A 20,244-nucleotide genomic window follows, 5' to 3' on the forward strand; every position below is an offset into this window, starting at 1 on the left:
ATGGCTATGTCTGAAGGTGGGCTCCGGGAAATGATGGCGGGCCAGCTCGCGATCTGGTACAGCCATCAGTTGGCGCCCGAGAACCCGTGCTTCAACGGTGCCGAGTACCTGGCGCTTGACGGAGACGTGGATCTGGGCCTCCTGGTGAAGGCCTCGCAGCGGCTGATGGAAGAGGCGGACGCCGCCCGGCTGCGGATCCGTGAAGTCGACGGGCAGCCGAGGCAGTACTTCCACGACGTGGAGGACTACCCCGTCGAGGTCATCGACATCAGTGCGGAGGCCGACCCGCAGGCGGCGGCCGAGAGCCTGATGTGGGAAGACCTCCGTAACGAGCGGGGAGCGGCCGACCGCTCCCTCTACACCATCAAGATCTACACGGCCGGCCCCCGGCTCACCTTCTGGTACCAGCGGGCCTACCACGTGATCCTGGACGGCCGTAGCGCGGGCCTGGTGGTCGGCCGGCTGTCGCAGGTGTACAACACCCTGCTCAGCGGCGGCTCCGTGGAGGAGGGCGCCCTGCCCTCCAGCACGATCCTGATGGACGCGGAACGCGAGTACCGGACCTCCGAAGCCCACGCGGCCGACCGGGAGTACTGGCGCGGCGTCCTCGCGGGCCTCCCCGAGGCCGAGGGCCTCGGCAGCAACTTCGGGGTGCGCGCCCAGCGCGCACCCGTCCGGTTCGTGGAGAGCGTCGACGACGCCGTGGCCACGGACCTGAAGACGGCCGCCCGCGGACTGGGGACGAACTTCGCCGGCCTGATGATCAGCGCCGCCGCCCTCTACCAGCACCACCTCACCGGACAGCAGGACGTGGTCGTCGGCGTCCCGGTCAGCGGCCGCGCCGGAACGCGCGACCTCGCCATTCCGTTCATGACCAACAACGTCCTTCCGATCCGGGTGACGATCGCCCCGGACACCTCGGTCGCCGACCTCGTGCGGCAGACCACGCGTGCCGTGATGAAGGGCCTGCGCCACCAGCGGTACCGCTACGAGCACATGCTGAGCGACGCGATGCTCGGCGAGGGCGGTCTCTGGGACCTGTTCATCAACGTGATGTCCTTCGACATCTACGCCCTCCCCTTCGGCGACTGCACCGTCACCGCGCACAACCTCTCCAGCGGCCCCGTCGACAGCACGCGCATCGACGTGTACGACCGCTCCGGCCTGAAGATCGCCGTGGACGTCAACCCCGACGCCCCCGACCTGTCGCCGGGCGACGAGGTCTGCCGACGCTTCCTGGCCCTCGCGCACTGGCTCGTCTCGGTCGATCCCGCCGAACCGGTCGGCCGCTCCGGCCTGCTGGACGCGGACGAGCGGCACGAGGTCCTGGTCGAGTGGAACGACACCGCGAAGGAGTTCGCGGGCCCCTCCGTGCCGGAACTGTTCGCGGCGCAGGTCGCCCGTACCCCGGACGCGGTCGCGGTGATCGCCGACGGCGCCGAGGTGTCGTACGCCGAACTCGACGAGCGGGCGAACGGGCTCGCGCGCTACCTGGTGGGCCAGGGCGTCACCGTCGAGTCCGTGGTGGGCGTCTGCCTGCCGCGGAGCGCTGACGCGGTCGTCGCGGTCCTCGCGGCGTGGAAGGCGGGGGCCGGATACCTGCCGATCGACCCGGACCACCCTGTGGACCGCATCGCCTACCTGCTGGCGGACAGCGGCGCCGTCGTGACGCTCACCGACGACGCCGCACTGACCGCAGAGCTCGCCGGACAGGCCCATGTCGTCACCCTGGCCGACGCGTTGACCTCGGATGAGGTGACGGCGGAGACCGGGACCGGGCACACGGCGCCGGTCGCCGCGGACGGGCTCGCCTACGTCATCTACACCTCGGGTTCGACCGGCCTCCCCAAGGGCGTCGCGGTCACGCACGGCGGCCTCGCCAACTACGCCCAGTGGGCCGTGGACGCCTACGGCGCCGGCGGCGCACCGCTGCACTCCTCCCTCGCGTTCGACCTGACCGTGACCAGCGTTGTCGTCCCGCTCATCTCCGGCGCGCCGGTGGTGGTGAGCCGCGAAGGCAGCGCGGAGGGCCTGGCGGAACTGATCCGCGGCGACCACGGCTTCGGTCTGGCGAAGGTCGTCCCCGCCCACCTGCCCCTGCTGTCCGAGATGCTGACGGACAGTCAGATCAAGACCGCCACGTCCACCTGGGTGGTCGGCGGCGAAGCGCTGCCGGGCTCCGTGGTGCAGTCGTGGCTGGAGCGCTCGCCCGACTCCGTCGTGGTGAACGAGTACGGCCCCACCGAAGCGGTCGTCGGCTGCTGCGTCTTCGAGATCCGGGCCGGACAGGTGGTCGGCGAGCCGGTGCCGATCGGCCGCCCGATCGCCAACATGCGGCTGTACGTCCTGGACGCCCACCTGCGCCCCGTGGCACCCGGCGTCGCCGGCGAACTGTACATCGCGGGCGTGCAGCTGGCCCGCGGCTATGTGAAGCGCGCGGCTCTGACCGCCGAGCGGTTCGTGGCCAACCCCTTCGAGCCCGGTGCGCGGATGTACCGCACCGGCGACGTCGCACGGCGACGCGCGGACGGCGAGCTGGAGTACCTGGGCCGCGGGGACGAGCAGGTCAAGGTCCGCGGATACCGCATCGAGCCCGGCGAGGTCCAGGCCGTGATCGCCGCGCACCCGCTGGTGGCGCAGGCCGCGGTGATCGCCCGGGAGGACACCCCCGGTGACGTCCAGCTGGTCGCCTACGTGGTGACCGACGACCACGTCGAGGATCCGACGGAGCAGGTCCTCGCCTTCGCGGCGGAGCAGCTGCCCGAGCACATGGTCCCCTCCGCCATCGTGGTGCTGGACGCGCTGCCGCTCGCCATGAGCGGCAAGCTGGACCGCAAGGCGCTGCCCGCCCCTGACTTCGCCACCCGTGCCGGCAGCGGCCGGGGACCGTCGAACGCGCGTGAGGAGATCCTCTGCGCGGCGTTCGCCGACGTCCTGGGCCTGGAGCGGGTCGGGGTCGACGACAACTTCTTCCAGCTCGGCGGCCAGTCCCTGATGGCGATCCGCCTCGTGGGGGCGATCCGCAAGCTCGGCGTCTCGGTGTCGGTGCGCGCCTTCTTCGAGTCGCCCACCCCGGCCGGGCTCGCCGCCTCCGTGGGCGCGGCCGGTATCGACGTACCGGCCAACCTGATCCCCGCGGACGCGGTGGAGATCACCCCGGAGATGCTTCCGCTGGTGGACCTGACGGCCGACGAGGTGGCCCGGGTGGCCGCCACCGTCGAGGGCGGCGCGGCCAACATCGCGGACGTCTACCCGCTGGCCCCGCTGCAGGAGGGCCTGCTCTTCCACCACCTGCTGGCCGAGGGCGAAGAGGACACCTACGTCGCCTCCGCCGTCCTGGAGTTCGACTCCGCCGAGCGGGTGGACTCCTTCGCGGGAGCCCTCCAGCAGGTGCTGGACCGGCACGACATCTTCCGTACGGCGATCGTCTGGGAAGGGCTGTCCCAGCCCCTCCAGGTCGTCTGGCGCCACGCGGAGCTGCCGGTGACCAAGGTGACCCTCGACCCGGATGCGGCGGACCCGGTGGCCGAGCTGCCGGCGGTCGTGGGCCGGACCATGGACGTACGGCGGGCCCCGCTGCTCGGACTGCACGTGGCCACGGTCGCGGACGGCCGGCACCTGGTGCTGCTGCGACTGCACCACCTGGTGCAGGACCACACGACGGTCGAGGTGCTGCTCGCCGAGATCGGTGCCTTCATGGGCGGGCGCGGCGCGGAACTGCCCGAGCCGCTGCCCTTCCGTGACGCGGTGGTGCAGACCCGGGCCGGACTGGCCGACGGCGCCCACGAGCAGTACTTCGCCGGACTCCTCGGTGATGTCACCGAGCCGACCGCGCCGTTCGGGCTGCTGAACACGCGCGAGCCCGGAATGGACACCGCCGAGACCGAGGTACGGATCGCCCCGGACCTGGAGCGCCGACTGCGCCGGATCGCGCGCAAGGTGGGCGCCAGCCCCGCGACGGTCATGCACGTGGCGTGGGCACGGGTGCTGGCCGCGGTCAGCGGCCGGGACGACGTGGTGTTCGGCACCGTGCTGTTCGGCCGGATGGGCGCCGACGCAGACGAGGCCCGGGTGCTCGGCCCCTTCATGAACATGCTCCCGGTGCGGGTGAAGACCGGGCAGCTGGGCGTGCTGGAAGCGGTGGCCGCCATGCGCGGCCAGCTGGCCGCGCTCATGGAGCACGAGCACGCGCCGCTGGCCCTCGCGCAGAACGCCAGTGGTGTGGAGGGCGAGACCCCGCTCTTCGCCTCGATGTTCAACTACCGGCACAACGACCGTTCCGTCAGCAAGAGCGGAGCCCTCTTCGACGGCGTCGAACTGCGGCTCTACCGCGAGCTGACCAACTACCCGATCGCGGTGAACCTCGACGACGACGAGGACGGGATGCGCCTGACGGTCGACGCGGCCGCCCCGGCGAACCCGCGACAGGTGGGCACGCTGCTCACCACGGCGACCAGGAACCTGCTGGACGCGCTGGAACGAGCGGCGGCGGGCGGCCCCGAGATCGCGCTGGACGCGGTCGAGGTGCTGGACGGCGCCGAGCGCCGGCGGGTGCTGGCGGAGTGGAACGACACGGCGGTGGAGGCCGAAGGGTCCTCGCTGCCCGGGTTGTTCGAGGCGCAGGTGGCGCGGACGCCGGACGCGGTCGCGGTGGTCTTCGAAGGCATGGAGGTCTCGTACGCGGAGCTGGACGCGCGGGCGAACCAGCTGGCGCGGCTGCTGGTGTCGCGTGGTGTGGGCGCCGAGTCGGTGGTCGGTGTCGCGCTGGAGCGTGGCGTCGAGATGGTGATCGCCCTGCTCGCGGTGGTGAAGGCGGGCGCCGCGTACCTGCCGCTGGAGCCGGGCCTTCCGGCGGACCGTGTCGCGTACATGGTGGAAACCGCGGGCGCGGGTGTGGTGCTCTCGTCCTCCGCCGTCGCGGGTGTGGTGCCGGCCGGTGCCGCTGTGGTCCTGCTCGACGAGCCCGCCGTGGCGGGTGAACTGGCGGGTCTCCCCGAGGGGCCGCTGGGTGTGGAGGTGCTGGGTGCGCAGCCCGCGTACGTGATCTTCACGTCGGGTTCGACGGGCCGCCCCAAGGGCGTCGTGGTCTCGCACGAGGGGATCGTGAACCGGCTGGCGTGGATGCAGGAGCGGTTCGGGATCGATGACGCGGACCGGGTGCTGCAGAAGACGCCGTTCGGGTTCGACGTGTCGGTGTGGGAGTTCTTCTGGCCGCTGTCGGTGGGTGCTGCTCTGGTGGTGGCCCGTCCCGAGGGCCACAAGGACCCGGAGTACCTGGCCGGCCTGGTGCGCGAGCAGTGGGTGACGGTGGCGCACTTCGTGCCGTCGATGCTGGAGGCGTTCCTCGCGGACGAGGCGACGGCCGATGCCGCCGGGGTCCTGCGGTACGTCGTCTGCTCAGGCGAGGCGCTGTCGTCCTCGCTGCGGGACCGGTTCTTCGAGGTCCTCGGTGGTGTCGGGCTGCACAACCTGTACGGGCCGACGGAGGCCTCGGTCGACGTCACGGCCTGGGCGTGCGAGCCGGGCATCGGTGGCACCGTGGTGCCGATCGGTGCTCCGGTCGCGAACACGCGGGTGTACGTCCTGGACGACCGGCTCCGGCCGGTGCCGGTGGGTGTCGGTGGCGAGCTCTACCTCGCGGGCGTCCAGCTGGCCCGTGGCTACGCCGGCCGGCCCGGCCTGACGGCCGAGCGCTTCGTCGCCTCCCCGTACGGCACGGGTGAGCGGCTCTACCGCACCGGTGACCTGGCGCGCTGGAACGCGGACGGCCGGATCGAGTACCTCGGCCGTATCGACGACCAGGTGAAGATCCGCGGTTTCCGCATCGAGCTGGGCGAGGTCCACGCGGTCGTCGCGGAGCACCCGCGGGTGGCGCAGGCCGCGGTGGTCGCCCGCGAGGACGTCCCGGGTGACAAGCGCCTGGTCGCCTACGTCGTCCCCGCCGAGGGCTCCGTCGCGCCGGACGACGTCCGGCAGTTCGTGTCGGGCCGGCTGCCCGAGTACATGGTTCCCACGGCGGTCGTCGTCCTGGACGCGCTCCCGCTGTCGGTCAACGGCAAGCTGGACCGCAAGGCCCTGCCCGCCCCCGCCTTCGTGACCGGCGGCGGCCGCGGCCCGGCCAACGCCCGTGAGGAGATCGTCTGCGCGGCCTTCGCCGAGGTGCTGGGCCTGGAGAGCGTGGGCGTCGACGACGACTTCTTCCGGCTCGGCGGTCACTCGCTGCTCGCCGTGCGCCTGATGGAGGTGCTGCGCGGGCGCGGCGTGTCGACGTCGGTGCGGGAGTTCTTCCGGTCCCCGACCCCGGCCGCCCTCGCGGGCTCCACCGGTGCGGCGCAGGTCGTCGTCCCGGAGAACCTGATTCCCGCCGACGCGACCGCGATCACCCCGGACATGCTCCCGCTGGTCGACCTGAACACCGACGAGGTGGCGCGGATCGTCGCCACGGTCGAGGGCGGCGCCGCGAACATCGCGGACGTCTACCCGCTGGCCCCGCTCCAGGAGGGCCTGCTCTTCCACCACATCCTGGCCGAGGGCGGCGAGGACGCCTACGTGCTGCGGGCTGCCCTGGAGTTCGACACCAAGGCACGCCTGGACGCCTTCACCGAGGCGCTCCAGCTGGTGGTGGACCGGCACGACATCTTCCGGACCTCGTTCGTCTGGGAGGGGCTGCGCGAGCCGGTCCAGGTGGTCTGGCGCAGCGCCGTCCTGCCGGTGAACGAGGTCACCCTCGACCCGGCGACCACCACCCCGGTGGCCGATCTGCAGGCGATCGTCGGCTCCACCATGGACCTCGGCCGGGCCCCGCTGATCGCGGTGGACTACGCCCGGCTGCCGGACGGCGGCTGGATGGCCCTCGCCCGGATGCACCACACGGTCCGCGACCACACCGCGCTGGAGGTCGTGCTCAGCGAGGTGCGGACGATCGTCACCGGGCGCACGGCGGAGCTGCCCGCCCCGCTGCCGTTCCGCAACTTCGTCGTCCAGGCGCGCGGGGGTGTCCCGCGCGTGGAGCACGAGCGGTACTTCACCGCTCTGCTCGGCGACGTGACGGAGCCGACCGCGGCGTACGGACTGCTGAACGTGCGCGGTGACGGAGCCGACACGGTCCACGAAGTGACCGAATTCGGCCGCGAGTTGAGCGTCCGCCTGCGGGAGGGCGCACGCCGGATCGGGACCAGCCCGGCCACGCTGCTGCACGTGGCGTGGGCGCGCGTCCTCGGCGTGGTCAGCGGTCGCGACGACGTGGTGTTCGGCACCGTGCTGTACGGCCGGATGAACGCCGGTGTCGGCGCCGACCGGGTGCCCGGACCGTTCATGAACACGCTTCCGGTACGGTTCCTGGCCGGCCGGGACGGAGTCCTGGACTCCGTCGCCGCGATGCGCGACCAGCTGGCCGAGCTGCTCGAACACGAGCACGCTCCGCTGGTGGTGGCGCAGCGGGCCAGTGGCCTCGTCGGCGACAGCCCGCTGTTCACCTCCTTCCTCAACTACCGCCGCAACGAGGGGCAGAGCCCCGAGGAGCGGGCGGGCGCCGTGATGGAGGGGACCCGGCTGCTGCTCTCGCGGGAGCGCACCAACTACCCGCTCGTGATCCTCGTCGACGACAACGACGACGGCATCGAGGTGGCCGTGGACGCGGTGGCCCCGATCGACTCCACCGCGGTGGGCGCGCTGGTCCGTACCGCCGCCGAAAGCCTGGTGACGGCGCTGGAGACGGCGCTGGACGGCGGCCCGCAGGCGCTGCTGAGCGCGGTCCGGGTGCTGGAGGACGACGAGCGGACCCGTCTGCTGACGGAGTGGAACGACACGGCGGCCGAGGTTCCGGCCGACACGGTCGCCGCCCTCTTCGGCGCACAGGTGGCCCGTACCCCCGATGCGACGGCGATCGTCGCCGACGGCGAGCGCGTCTCGTTCGCCGAACTGGACGCCCGGGCCAACCGGCTCGCGCACCACCTGGTCACCCAGGGCATCGGCGCCGAATCCGTGGTCGGCCTCGCGCTGCCCCGCGGCGTCGAGATGATCACCGGCATGCTGGCGGTCTGGAAGGCGGGCGCCGGCTACCTGCCGCTCGACCCCGAACAGCCCGCCGACCGGGCCGCGTTCATGCTCAAGGACAGCAGCGTGACGCTGGTGCTCACCACCGAGGAGATCCTGGACGACCTGCCCGCGGGCCGGATCCGGACCGTCGCCCTCGACGGGACGCTGACGGCGATGCAGCTTGCGGTCGCGCCGTCCACCGCCCCCGAGGTGGAGACCGACCCGGGCAGCCTGGCCTACGTGATCTACACCTCCGGTTCGACCGGCCGGCCCAAGGGCGTGGCGGTCACGCACGGAGCGCTGACCAACTACGTCGCCACCGTGCCCCCGCGCATCGGGTTCACCGGGACGGGCAGCCGGTACGCGCTGCTCCAGGCCCAGGTCACCGACCTCGGCAACACCGTGCTCCTCGCGAGCCTGGTGACGGGCGGTGAACTGCACATCCTGGAGGAGGGTGCGGTGACCGACCCCGCCGCGGTCTCCGGCTACCTGGCCGAGCACGCCATCGGCCAGCTCAAGGTCGTCCCCTCCCACCTGGCGGCGCTCAGCGCCGTGGCCGGTCTGGCGGACGTCCTCCCGGCGAAGGCGCTCGTACTCGGCGGTGAGGCCGCCGCCCCCGGCTGGGTGAGCGAACTGATCGCCGAGGCCGGCGACTGCGCCGTCTTCAACCACTACGGCCCGACCGAGACCACCATCGGTGTCGCCACCACCCGGCTCACCGCCGACCTGGTGGCGGACGGGGTGGCCCCGATCGGACGGCCCGTCGGCAACACGCGGCTCTTCGTGCTGGACGACCGGTTGGAGCCGGTGCCCGTGGGCGTCGCGGGCGGCCTCTACGTCGCCGGCGCGCAGCTGGCCCGCGGCTACGTGGGGCGGGCGGGACAGACCGCCGAGCGGTTCGTCGCCAACCCCTTCGAGGCGGGTACACGGATGTACCGCACCGGTGACCTGGCGCGCTGGACCCCGGACGGCCGACTGGTCTTCCTGGGACGTGCGGACGAGCAGGTGAAGATCCGCGGTTACCGGATCGAGCCGGGCGAGGTGCAGGCGGCGATCGCCGCCCACCCCGAGGTCGCACAGGCCGCGGTCGTCGCGCGCCGGGACACCCTCGGTGACACCTCGCTGGTCGCCTACGTGGTGCCCGGCCAGAGCGCCGAAGCCGAGGGATTCGCCGCGCAGCTGCGGCAGTTCGCGGCGGAGCGGCTGCCGGAGCACCTGGTGCCGTCCGCGGTGGTGCTGCTGGAGGCGCTGCCGCTGGCCGGCAACGGCAAGCTGGACCGCAAGGCGCTCCCGGCGCCGGACTTCGTGGGCCTGGCCGGCAGTGGCCGCGGCCCCGCGGACGCCCGCGAGGAGATCGTCTGCGCGGCCTTCGCCGAGGTCCTGGGCCTGGAACGGGTCGGTGTCGAGGACGACTTCTTCGAGCTGGGCGGCCACTCCCTGGTGGCGGTGAAGCTCGTGGAGATCCTGCGCGTGCAGGGCGTCTCCGTCTCGGTCCGGACCCTGTTCGACAACCCGACCCCGGCCGGTGTGGCGGCCTCCGTGGGCGCCGTACGGATCGAGGCCCCGGCCAACCGGATCCCCCTGGGCGCGACGGAGATCACCCCGGAGATGCTCTCCATGGTCGACCTGTCCGAGCAGGAGATCGCCAAGGTGGTCGCGAGCGTCCCCGGCGGCGCGGCCAACGTCGCGGACGTCTACCCGCTGGCGCCGCTGCAGGAGGGCCTGCTCTTCCACCACATGCTGGCGGACGGCGGCGAGGACGCCTACGTGATGCCCGCGGTGCTCGAATTCGACTCCCGCGAGCGGCTGGACGCCTTCGCCGACGCCGTCGGCAAGGTGGTCAGCCGGCACGACATCTACCGCACCTCCTACGTCTGGCAGGGCCTGCGCGAGCCGGTCCAGGTCGTGCTGCGCACCGCGCAGCTGCCCGTCACGCAGGTCACGCTGGATCCGGCGGGCGCCGACCCGATCGCCGAGCTGGTCGAGCTGGGCGGTCACTCGATGGACCTGTCCAGCCCGCCGCTGATCACCCTGCACACCGCGGCCCTGCCCGGTAGCGGCGGCAAGTGGCTGGCCCTGATCCGGGCCCACCACATGGTGCGCGACCACACGGCCCTGGTCGTCCTGCTGACGGAGGTCCAGGCCTTCGTGACCGGGAAGGAAGCGGACCTGCCGGAGCCGCTGCCGTACCGCAACTTCGTCGCCCAGGCCCGCGGCGGTGTGCCGCAGTCCGAGCACGCGCGGTACTTCGAGTCCCTGCTGGGCGACATCACGGAGCCGACGGCCCCGTTCGGCCTGGTGGACGTGCGCGGCGACGGCGCGGCCCTGGTCCGCAGCCGGGTCGCCTCCGCTCCGGAGGTCGACGTACGGCTGCGCGAGGTCGCCCGCCGGCTGGGCACCAGCCCGGCGACGGTCCTGCACGTGGTGTGGGCCCGGGTCCTCTCGGCCGTCTCCCACGGCCAGGACGTCGTCTTCGGCACCGTCCTGTCCGGCCGGATGAACGCCGGTGAGGGCGCCGACCGGATCCCCGGCCCCTTCATCAACACCCTGCCGGTGCGGATGAGCCCCGACGGTCTGGGCGTCATCGCGGCGGTCTCCGCGATGCGGAGCCAGCTGGCGGAACTGCTGGAGCACGAACACGCCCCGCTGGTGGTCGCGCAGCGCGCCAGCAAGGTGGCGGGCGGCAGCCCCCTGTTCACCACGTTCCTCAACTACCGCCGCAACGCGGGACAGAACCTGGACGAGCGCTGGGACGGCGAACTGTTCGGCACCCGCCTGGTGTTCGCCCGGGAACGCACCAACTTCCCGCTGGCGCTGATGGTCGACGACAACGGCGTGGACATCGACCTGTCCATCGACGCGGTGGTCCCGGCCGACGGCGTCGCGGTGGGCGAGCTGGTCCGGCACGCGGCGGCGAACCTCGTGACGGCGCTGGAAACGGCACTGGCCACGGGCGCGGACATCCCGCTGGGCGCGGTGGACGTGCTGGGCGGGGACGAGCGGAGCCGGATCCTCGACGAGTGGAACGCCACCGGCCGGAGCGTCGCCGCGGCGACCGTACCGGAACTGTTCGCCGCCCAGGTGGCGCGGACACCGGACGCCGTGGCGGTGGTCGCGGACGGCGCGAGCCTCACCTACGCCGAACTGGACGCGCGGGCCGACCGGCTGGCGCGGCTGCTCACCGGCCGCGGAGTGGGACCGGAGTCGGTGGTGGCCGTGGCCCTGCCGCGCGGTGTCGAGCTGGTGGTCTCGCTGCTGGCGGTGGTCAAGGCCGGCGGCGCCTACCTGCCGCTGGACCTCTCCTACCCGGCGGACCGCATCGCCCACATGCTGCGGGACTCCTCGGCGGCCCTGCTGCTGACGGACGGGGCCGCCGCCGTCGACGCCGGGGACCTGCCCCGGATCGCACCGGCGGACGCCGACCGCGAACCGGACCGGCCGGACGAGGCCGCCGGGCCGCGTGCTGCGCTGAGCCCCGACAACACGGCCTACGTGATCTACACCTCCGGCTCGACGGGCCTGCCCAAGGGCACCGTCGTACCGCACCGGGCGGTCGACCGGCTGGTGCGCGAGAACGGGTTCCTCGACCTGGGACCGGGGAACGTGGTGGGCCAGCTGGCCTCCGCCTCCTTCGACGCGGCCACCTTCGAGATCTGGGGTGCGCTGCTGAACGGGGCGACCCTCGCGGTCGCCGCACCCGGCGCGCTGTCGGTCGCCGAGGCCGGGACCTTCCTGGGCCGGCACGCCGTGGACACGCTCTGGCTCACGGCAGGTCTGTTCCACGAGGTGGTGGACCAGGACGCGTCCGTGCTGGCCGGCGTCCGGCGCCTGCTGGCGGGCGGTGACGCGCTGTCGGTGGCCCACTGCCGCCGACTGCTCGCCGCGCTGCCGTCGCTGCGCCTGTTCAACGGCTACGGGCCGACCGAGAACACGACCTTCACGGCCGTGCACGAGGTCCTCGCGGCCGAACTGGGCGAGGACGCCGGATCGGTGCCGATCGGCACACCGGTCGCCGAAACCCGGGTGTACGTGCTGGACGCCGAGCTGCGGCCGGTCCCCGTCGGGGTGGAGGGCGACCTCTACACCACGGGCGCGGGCCTGGCCCGCGGCTACGGCGGACAGCCCGCCCTGACCGCCCAGCGGTTCGTGGCCTGCCCGTTCGAGCCGGGCGCCCGGATGTACCGGACGGGCGACCGGGCGAGCTGGACCGCCCGCGGCCGGCTCCTCTTCGCGGGCCGGACCGACCACCAGGTGAAGATCCGCGGGTTCCGGGTGGAACCCGGCGAGGTCGAGACCGTGGTGGCCGCCCATCCGCGGGTCGTGCAGGCCGCCGTCATCGCACGGCAGGACACCCCCGGCGACGTACGCCTCGTGGCCTACGTCGTCACCGACCACGGCACACCGGCCGAACTGCCCGCCCTCATCCAGGGGTTCCTGGCCGACCGGCTGCCCGAGTACCTGCTCCCCGCCGCGACGGTGGTGCTCGACGCACTGCCGCTGACCGCGAACGGGAAGCTCGACCGCACGGCCCTGCCGGCACCGGAGTACCGGGCGGGCGAAGGCCGGGGACCGGCCGACAGCCGCGAGGAAGCCGTCAGCGACCTGTTCCGCGAGGTCCTCGGCCTCGACAAGGTCGGGATGGACGACGACTTCTTCGCCCTGGGCGGGCACTCGCTGCTCGCCACCCGCCTGGTGACCCGCGTGCGGGAAGTCCTGGGCGTCGAAATACCGCTGCGGGTCGTGTTCGAGGCCCGGACCGTCGCCGGGCTGGCCCGGCGGACCGGAACCGAGAAGTCAACCAGGCCGGCCCTTCGGCCGATGCGCAATCACGAGGAGTCCTGATGGTTCCCCTGTCCTTCGCCCAGCGCCGCCTCTGGTTCATCGGGCAGTTGGACGGCCCGAACGCCAGGTACAACCTTCCGGTCGTGCTTCGCCTGACGGGCCGGGCCGACCGCGAGGCCCTGAACTCCGCGCTCCGGGACGTGATCGGCCGCCACGAGGTGCTGCGCACCGTCTACGCGGTCGCCGACGGCGAGCCCCACCAGAGCATCGTCAAGTCCGACGAGCTGGAGTGGGAGCTGGTCGCGGCCGAGATCGACGCCGCCGGCCTGGACGCCGCGGTCACCGCCGCGGCGCAGTACGCCTTCGACCTGTCGAAGGAGGTCCCGATCCGGGCCTGGCTGTACTCGACCGGCCCCGAGGCCCACACCCTCGTGCTGACCACCCACCACATCGCGGGTGACGGCTGGTCCATGCGGGTGCTGGCCCGGGACCTGTCCACGGCGTACACGGCCCGCACCGCGGGCCGGGCCCCCGAGTGGGAGCCGCTGCCCGTCCAGTACGCCGACTACGCCCTGTGGCAGCGCGAGCTGCTCGGCGACGAGGACGACCCGGACAGCCGGATGGCGCGCCAGGTCGGGTTCTGGCGCGGCGCCCTGGCGGGCGTCCCGGAGGAACTGGCGCTGCCGTTCGACCGTCCGCGCCCCGCGGTCGGTTCCCACCGCGGCCACCGGGTGCCCCTGGAGGTGCCCGCCGAGCTGCACGCACGGCTGGCCCGCCTCGCCCTGGACGAGGGTCTGACCCCGTTCCTGGTGCTGCGCAGCGCCCTCGCGGTACTGCTCTCCCGGCTCGGGGCCGGTATGGACATCCCGATCGGCTCGGCCGTGGCCGGGCGCGCCGACTCGGCGCTGGACGACCTCGTCGGGTTCTTCGTCAACAGCCTGGCCATCCGGCACGACCTGTCGGGCGACCCCAGCTTCCGGGACGTGCTGTCCCGGGGGCAGGACACCGCCCTGTCCGCCTTCGAGCACCAGGACGTGCCGTTCGAGAAGCTGGTCGAGGACCTCGCGCCGACCCGCTCCATGGCGCGCCACCCGCTGTTCCAGGTCATGCTGAACCTGCAGAACAATGCGGCCGCCGTCCTCGAACTCCCGGGTCTGACCGTGGAAGTGGCCACGTCGAGCGTCCACGGCGCGAAGTTCGACCTCGAGGTCGACTGCTGGGAGACCTTCGACGCGGCGGGCCTGCCCGCAGGCCTGAACGGTTCGCTGACCGTGTCCGCGGACCTGTTCGAAGCCGCCTCGGCCGGGCTGCTCGTGGAGCGCCTGGTGCGCGTACTGGACCAGCTCGTCACCGACCCCTCCGCGCCGGTCGGCGCGGTGGAGGTCCTCGACGCCGCCGAGCGCGAGCGGCTGCTCGTGGAGTGGGGCGGCGCGGCGCCGGCCGGGCCGTCGGCGGTCCTGCCGGAGCTGTTCGCCGCGCAGGCGGCGCGGACTCCGGACGCGACCGCGGTCGTCTCCGACGGAGTGGAGGTGTCGTACGCGGAGCTGGACGCGCGGGCGAACCGGCTGGCGCGCCACCTGACGGCCTCCGGCGTGCGCCGGGGCTCCGTGGTGGGCGTGTGCCTGGAACGCGGGGCCGAACTGGTCGTGGCGCTCCTGGCCGTGGCGAAGACCGGCGGCGCGTACCTGCCGCTGGACCCGGAATACCCGGCGGAGCGGCTCGCGTACGTACTGGAGGACGCCGCGCCGGTGTGCGTGGTCACCTCGCCGGGGTGCGCCCCGGTGCTGCCCGCGGGCGTCGTACCGGTGCTGGCGGCAGACCCCGCCATCGCGGGGCTCGACGATGGGCCGCTGGACGCGGAGGTGCGCTCCCAGGACGCCGCCTACCTGATCTACACCTCGGGTTCGACGGGCCGCCCCAAGGGCGTCGTGATCTCGCACGGCGCGCTGGCCGCGCACCTGAGCGGTGTGGGCGAGCGGGTGCCGCTGACGGCCGTTGACCGGCTGGTGGCGGTGACGACGGTGTCCTTCGACATCGCGGCGCTGGAACTGTTCCTGCCGCTGGTGTCGGGTGCCTCGGTGATCGTGGCCCCCCGTGCGGCCGTCCAGGACCCGGCCGCTCTGACAGAGCTGGTCGTGTCCTCGGGCGCGACGGTGGTGCAGGGCGTCCCGTCGCTGTGGCGGGCGCTGCTGGAAGAGCGCAACTGGCCGGTGGGCGTGCGGGCACTGGTCGGCGGCGAGGCGCTGCCGCCCGAGCTGGCGCAGCGGTTCACCGGTCTCGGCATCGCGGCCGTGAACCTGTACGGGCCGACCGAGGCCACGGTGTGGGCAACGTCCTGCGAGGTCATCGAGGGCCCGGTGCTGGTCGGCCGGCCGTTCGCCGAGGTGGGCGCGTACGTACTCGACGCACGGCTGCGGCCGGTCCCGGCCGGTGTGGCGGGCGAGCTCTACCTCTCGGGCGCGCAGCTGGCCCGCGGATACGCCGGGCGCGCGGGACTGACGGCGGAGCGGTTCGTGGCCTCCCCCTACGGGACCGGCGAACGGATGTACCGCACGGGTGACCTCGCGCGGTGGACCGCGGACGGACGGCTGGAATGCCTCGGCCGCGCCGACGAGCAGGTCAAGGTCCGCGGCTTCCGCATCGAACCCGGCGAGGTCGAGGCCGCGCTGGCGGAGCACGCCGCGGTGGCGCAGGCCGTCGTGATCGCCCGCGAGGACGTTCCGGGCGATGTCCGCCTGGTGGCCTACGTGGTCGGCCGCGACGGCGCCACGGTGGACGGCGCGGAGCTGCGGACGCTCGCGGGGACGATCCTGCCCCCGTACATGGTCCCCTCCGCCGTGGTGGTGATGGACGCGCTGCCGCTGACGGACAACGGAAAGCTCAACCGCAAGGCACTGCCCGCCCCGGAGTACGCGACCGGTGGGGGCAGGGGCCCCGGCACGCCTCAAGAAGAGCTGCTGTGCGGCGTGTTCGCCCAGGTGCTCGGCATGGACGGCGTGGGCGTGGACGAGGACTTCTTCGCCCTCGGCGGCCACTCCCTGCTCGCCACCCGGCTGGTCAGCCGGATCCGGGCAGTGCTCGGGGTCGAGGTCTCGCTGCGGGCACTGTTCGAGACGCCCACCGTGGCAGGCCTCGCGTCCCGGCTGACCGACGCGGGCACGGCGCGCGTGGCGCTCACGGCCGGGGACCGGCCCGAGCGGGTCCCGCTGTCGTACGCACAGCGCCGCATGTGGTTCATCGGGCAGCTCGAAGGCCCCAGCCCCACCTACAACATCCCGGTCTCCCTGCGCCTGGAAGGCGCCGTCGACCACCCGGCCCTGAACGCGGCCTTCCGTGACGTCCTGGCACGCCACGAGCTGCTGCGCACGGTCTTCGCGACGGCCGGGGACGGCGAACCGTACCAGCGGATCCTCGCCGTCGAGGACCTGGAGGCCGAGCTGTCCGTGGTCCAGGTGACCCCGGAGGAGCTGGACGGCGCCGTGGCCGCGGCCGCGCGCCACCTCTTCGACCTGGCCGCCGAGGTCCCGATCCGGGCCCGGCTCTTCTCCGCCGGGCCGGACGAGCACGTCCTGGTCGTCGTGGTGCACCACATCGCGGGCGACGGCTGGTCCTGGGCGCCGCTGGCGCGCGACCTGTCCGTGGCGTACGCGGCGCGCACTGCGGGCCGCGCCCCCGCATGGGCTCCGCTGCCCGTCCAGTACGCGGACTACGCGCTGTGGCAGCGCGAGCTGCTCGGCGACGGCACCGACCCCGAGAGCGTGATGGCCCGCCAGGTCGGTTACTGGCGCGACCAGTTGGACGGGGCGCCGGAGGAACTGGCGCTGCCCGTCGACCGGGTGCGCCCGGCGATGGCTTCCAACCGTGGCCACGAGGTACCGGTCCAGGTGCCGGGGGCGCTGCACGCGGAACTGGTGCGGGTGGCGCGCGCCGAGGGCGTCACGATGTCCATGGTGCTGCAGTCGGCGCTGGTGGTCCTGCTGTCCCGCCTCGGCGCGGGCGCGGACGTCCCGATCGGTGTGGCGAACGCGGGCCGTACGGACGCGGCGCTCGACGACCTCGTCGGCTTCTTCGTCAACGCCCTCGTGACCAGGGCGGACCTGTCGGGCGACCCGACGTTCCGTGATGTGCTGGGGCGGGTCCGCGAGACGAACCTGTCGGCTTTCGAGCACCAGGACGTGCCGTTCGAGAAGCTGGTCGAGGAGCTGGCCCCCGCGCGTGTCATGGGGCGCCACCCGCTGATCCAGACGATGTTCACCATGCAGAACAACGCGCGGGCCGTGCTGGACCTGCCGGGCGCGGTCGCGGCCGCGGCCGGGGGCACCAACGGTGTGCCGACGGGTCCCGCCGCCACCGCGGCGGCGCGGTTCGACCTGGACGTGCTGCTGGGCGAGGTGTTCGACGCCTCGGGCGCTCCCGCGGGGGTCTCCGGATCGGTGATCGGCGCGGCGGACCTCTTCGACGCCGAGAGCGTCGAGCGGATCGTGGAACGCCTGGTGCGCGTGCTGGAGCAGGTGGGCGGCGACCCGGGGCTGCCGCTGAGCGCCGTGGACGTCCTGTCCACGGACGAGCGCCGCCGGGTCCTGACCGACTGGAACGACACGGGCGCCGACTTCGGTTCGGGTCTGGTGCCGGAGCTGTTCGCGGCCCGGGCCGCGCGGACCCCGGACGCGGTCGCGGTCGTCGTCGACGACGAGGAAGTGTCGTTCGCCGAGCTGGACGAGCGGGCGAACCGGCTGGCGCAGTTCCTGGTCGGCCAGGGTGTCGGCGCCGAGTCCGTGGTGGGCATCTGCCTGCCGCGGGGTGTGGACGCGGTGGCCGCGATCCTCGCCGCCTGGAAGGCGGGCGCGGGCTTCCTGCCGATCGACCCCGACTACCCGGTCGAGCGGATCTCGTTCATGCTCGCGGACAGCGGTGCGGTCCTGACGCTGACCGACGAGGAGATCCTGGGCGATCTCCCGGCGGGCCGCGCCCGGATGGTCGCCGTGGACTCCACCCTCATGGGCATCCAGCTGTCGATGCTGCCGGGCACCGCGCCCGAGGTGTCGGTGGCGGCGGACGGTCTGGCGTACGTCATCTACACGTCCGGTTCGACGGGACGCCCGAAGGGTGTCGCCGTCCCGCACGGTGGGCTCGCCAACTACGCGCAGTTCGCGGCGGGTTCCTACGGCGCGGTCGATGGTGGTGCGCCGCTGCATTCCTCGCTGGCGTTCGACCTGACGGTGACCAGTGTCGTCGTACCCCTGATCTCGGGTGCGCCGGTGGTGGTGAGCCGTGAGGGCGGTGCCGAGGGCCTGGCCCGGCTGCTGCGTGACGGTGGCGGTTTCGGTCTGGCGAAGGCCGTTCCGGCCCACCTCCCGCTCCTGTCCGAGATGTTGACGGATGGTGAGGTCAAGGGGGCTGCGGCCACGTGGGTGGTCGGTGGTGAGGCGCTGCCGGGTTCGGTGGTGCAGTCGTGGCTGGAGCGGGCCCCCGGTTCGGTCGTGGTCAATGAGTACGGTCCGACCGAGACGGTCGTCGGCTGTGCGGTGTTCGAGGTCCGTGCCGGTGACGAGGTCGGTGACGCGGTCCCGATCGGCCGTCCGATCGCGAACACGCAGCTGTATGTCCTGGACGCGTTCCTGCGTCCGGTGGCGCCGGGTGTCGCCGGTGAGCTGTACATCGCGGGCGCTCAGCTGGCGCGTGGGTATGTGAACCGTCCGGGTCTGACGGCGGAGCGGTTCATGGCGAACCCGTTCTCCGTGGGTTCCCGTATGTACCGGTCGGGCGATGTCGCCCGCTGGCGCGAGGACGGCCAACTGGAGTTCCTGGGGCGTGCGGACGAGCAGGTCAAGGTCCGCGGGTTCCGGATCGAGCCGGGCGAGGTGCAGGCCGTTGTCGCGGCGCACCCGCAGGTCGCTCAGGCCGCGGTGGTCGCTCGTGAGGATGTTCCCGGGGATGTGCGTCTGGTGGCGTACGTCGTCGCGGACGACCCGGACGACGACCTGACGGCGCTGCCCGCCGAGGTCCGTGTGTTCGTCACGGGCCGGCTGCCGGAGTACATGGTCCCGTCCGCGGTGGTCGTCCTGGACGCGCTGCCGCTGACCGGGAACGGAAAGCTGGACCGCAAGGCCCTCCCCGCCCCCGAGCTGACGGGTGCGGGCACCGGCCGGGCACCGGCCAACGCCCGCGAAGAGATCCTCTGCGCCGCGTTCGCCGAGGTGCTGGGGCTGGAGCGCGCGGGCGTCGACGACGACTTCTTCGTCCTGGGCGGTCACTCGCTGCTGGCGGTGCACCTGGTCGAGGTGCTGCGCAAGCAGGGCGTCTCGGTCTCGGTGCGCGCCCTGTTCGACGCCCCGACCCCGGCAGGGCTCGCGCTCTCCGTGGGCACGGAGGAGGTGGTCGTTCCGGAGAACCTGATCCCCGCCGGTGCGACCGCGATCACGCCGGAGATGCTGCCGCTGGTCGACCTGACCGCGGCGGAGATCGAGCGGATCGCCGCCACCATCGACGGCGGCGCGGCGAACATCGCCGACGTCTACCCGCTGGCCCCGCTCCAGGAGGGCCTGCTCTTCCACCACCTGATGGCGGAGGGCGGCGAGGACGCCTACCTGATGCCCGTGGTCGTGGAGATGGACTCCAGGGAGCGGGTCGCGGAGTTCGCCCGTGCCTTCCAGCTCGTCGTGGACCGCCATGACATCCTGCGGACCTCGTTCGTGTGGGAGGGCCTGCGCGAGCCGGTCCAGGTGGTCTGGCGCGAAGCCGCACTCCCGGTGACCGAGGTGGTCCTCGACCCCGGGGCCACGGACCCGGCCGCCGCGTTGCAGGCCGCCGTGGGCCTGTCGATGGACCTGGGCCGGGCGCCGCTGATCAGCGTGCACGCGGCCGCTCTGCCGGACGGCGGGCGGTGGCTGGTGCTGCTGCGCCTGCACCACCTGGTGCAGGACCACACCGCGCTCGAACTGCTCCTGCACGAGGTGCAGGTGTTCCTGGCGGGCCGCGGCGACGAACTGCCGCCGCCGCTGCCGTTCCGCGACTTCGTCGCCCAGGTGCGCGGCGGGGTCGAACGCAGCGAGCACGAGCGGTACTTCGCCGAGCTGCTGGGCGATGTCACGGAGCCGACCGCTCCCTTCGGGCTGGTCGACGTCCGCGGTGACGGCACCGAGGTCGAGCGGGCCGTCGTGCCGCTCGCCTCCGAGGCCGTCGAGCGGCTGCGGAGCGTGGCGCGCCGGGTCGGTACGAGTCCGGCGACGGTGCTGCACGTGGCGTGGGCGCGGGTGCTGGCCGCGGTCTCGGGTCACTCGGACGTGGTGTTCGGCACGGTGCTCTTCGGCCGGATGAACGCCGGTGCGGGCGCCGACCGGGTCGCCGGTCTGTACCTGAACACCCTCCCGGTACGCGTGCGTACGGGTGAGCTGGGGGCCCTGGAGGCCGTGACCGCGATGCGCG

The 20,244-nt window shown here is 73.1% G+C and carries 2 protein-coding genes (1 of these 2 running past the window's edge); both read left to right on the forward strand.

The window, feature by feature from the left end; translation table 11 throughout:
* On the forward strand, nucleotides 1-12,879 hold the full coding sequence (locus OHS33_RS27900) for an amino acid adenylation domain-containing protein (protein WP_330333157.1): 12,879 nt from the start codon (nucleotides 1-3) through the stop codon (nucleotides 12,877-12,879).
* A protein-coding gene (locus OHS33_RS27905; protein ID WP_330333158.1) for an amino acid adenylation domain-containing protein crosses the window boundary here: on the forward strand, nucleotides 12,879-20,244 show its 5' end (the start). The gene runs 8,660 nt beyond the window's last position; 7,366 of the gene's 16,026 nt are visible here — the first part of the coding sequence; its start codon is at nucleotides 12,879-12,881; its stop codon lies beyond the right edge, outside the window. Before OHS33_RS27900 ends, OHS33_RS27905 begins: the two co-directional genes overlap by 1 nt.

The organism is Streptomyces sp. NBC_00536 (assembly GCF_036346295.1).
Taxonomy (GTDB): Bacteria; Actinomycetota; Actinomycetes; order Streptomycetales; family Streptomycetaceae; genus Streptomyces.

What these genes read in the sequence shown, in the direction of transcription:
- OHS33_RS27900 (WP_330333157.1), top strand. Translation starts at nt 1, where the DNA reads ATGGCTATGTCTGAAGGTGGGCTCCGGGAAATGATGGCGGGCCAGCTC.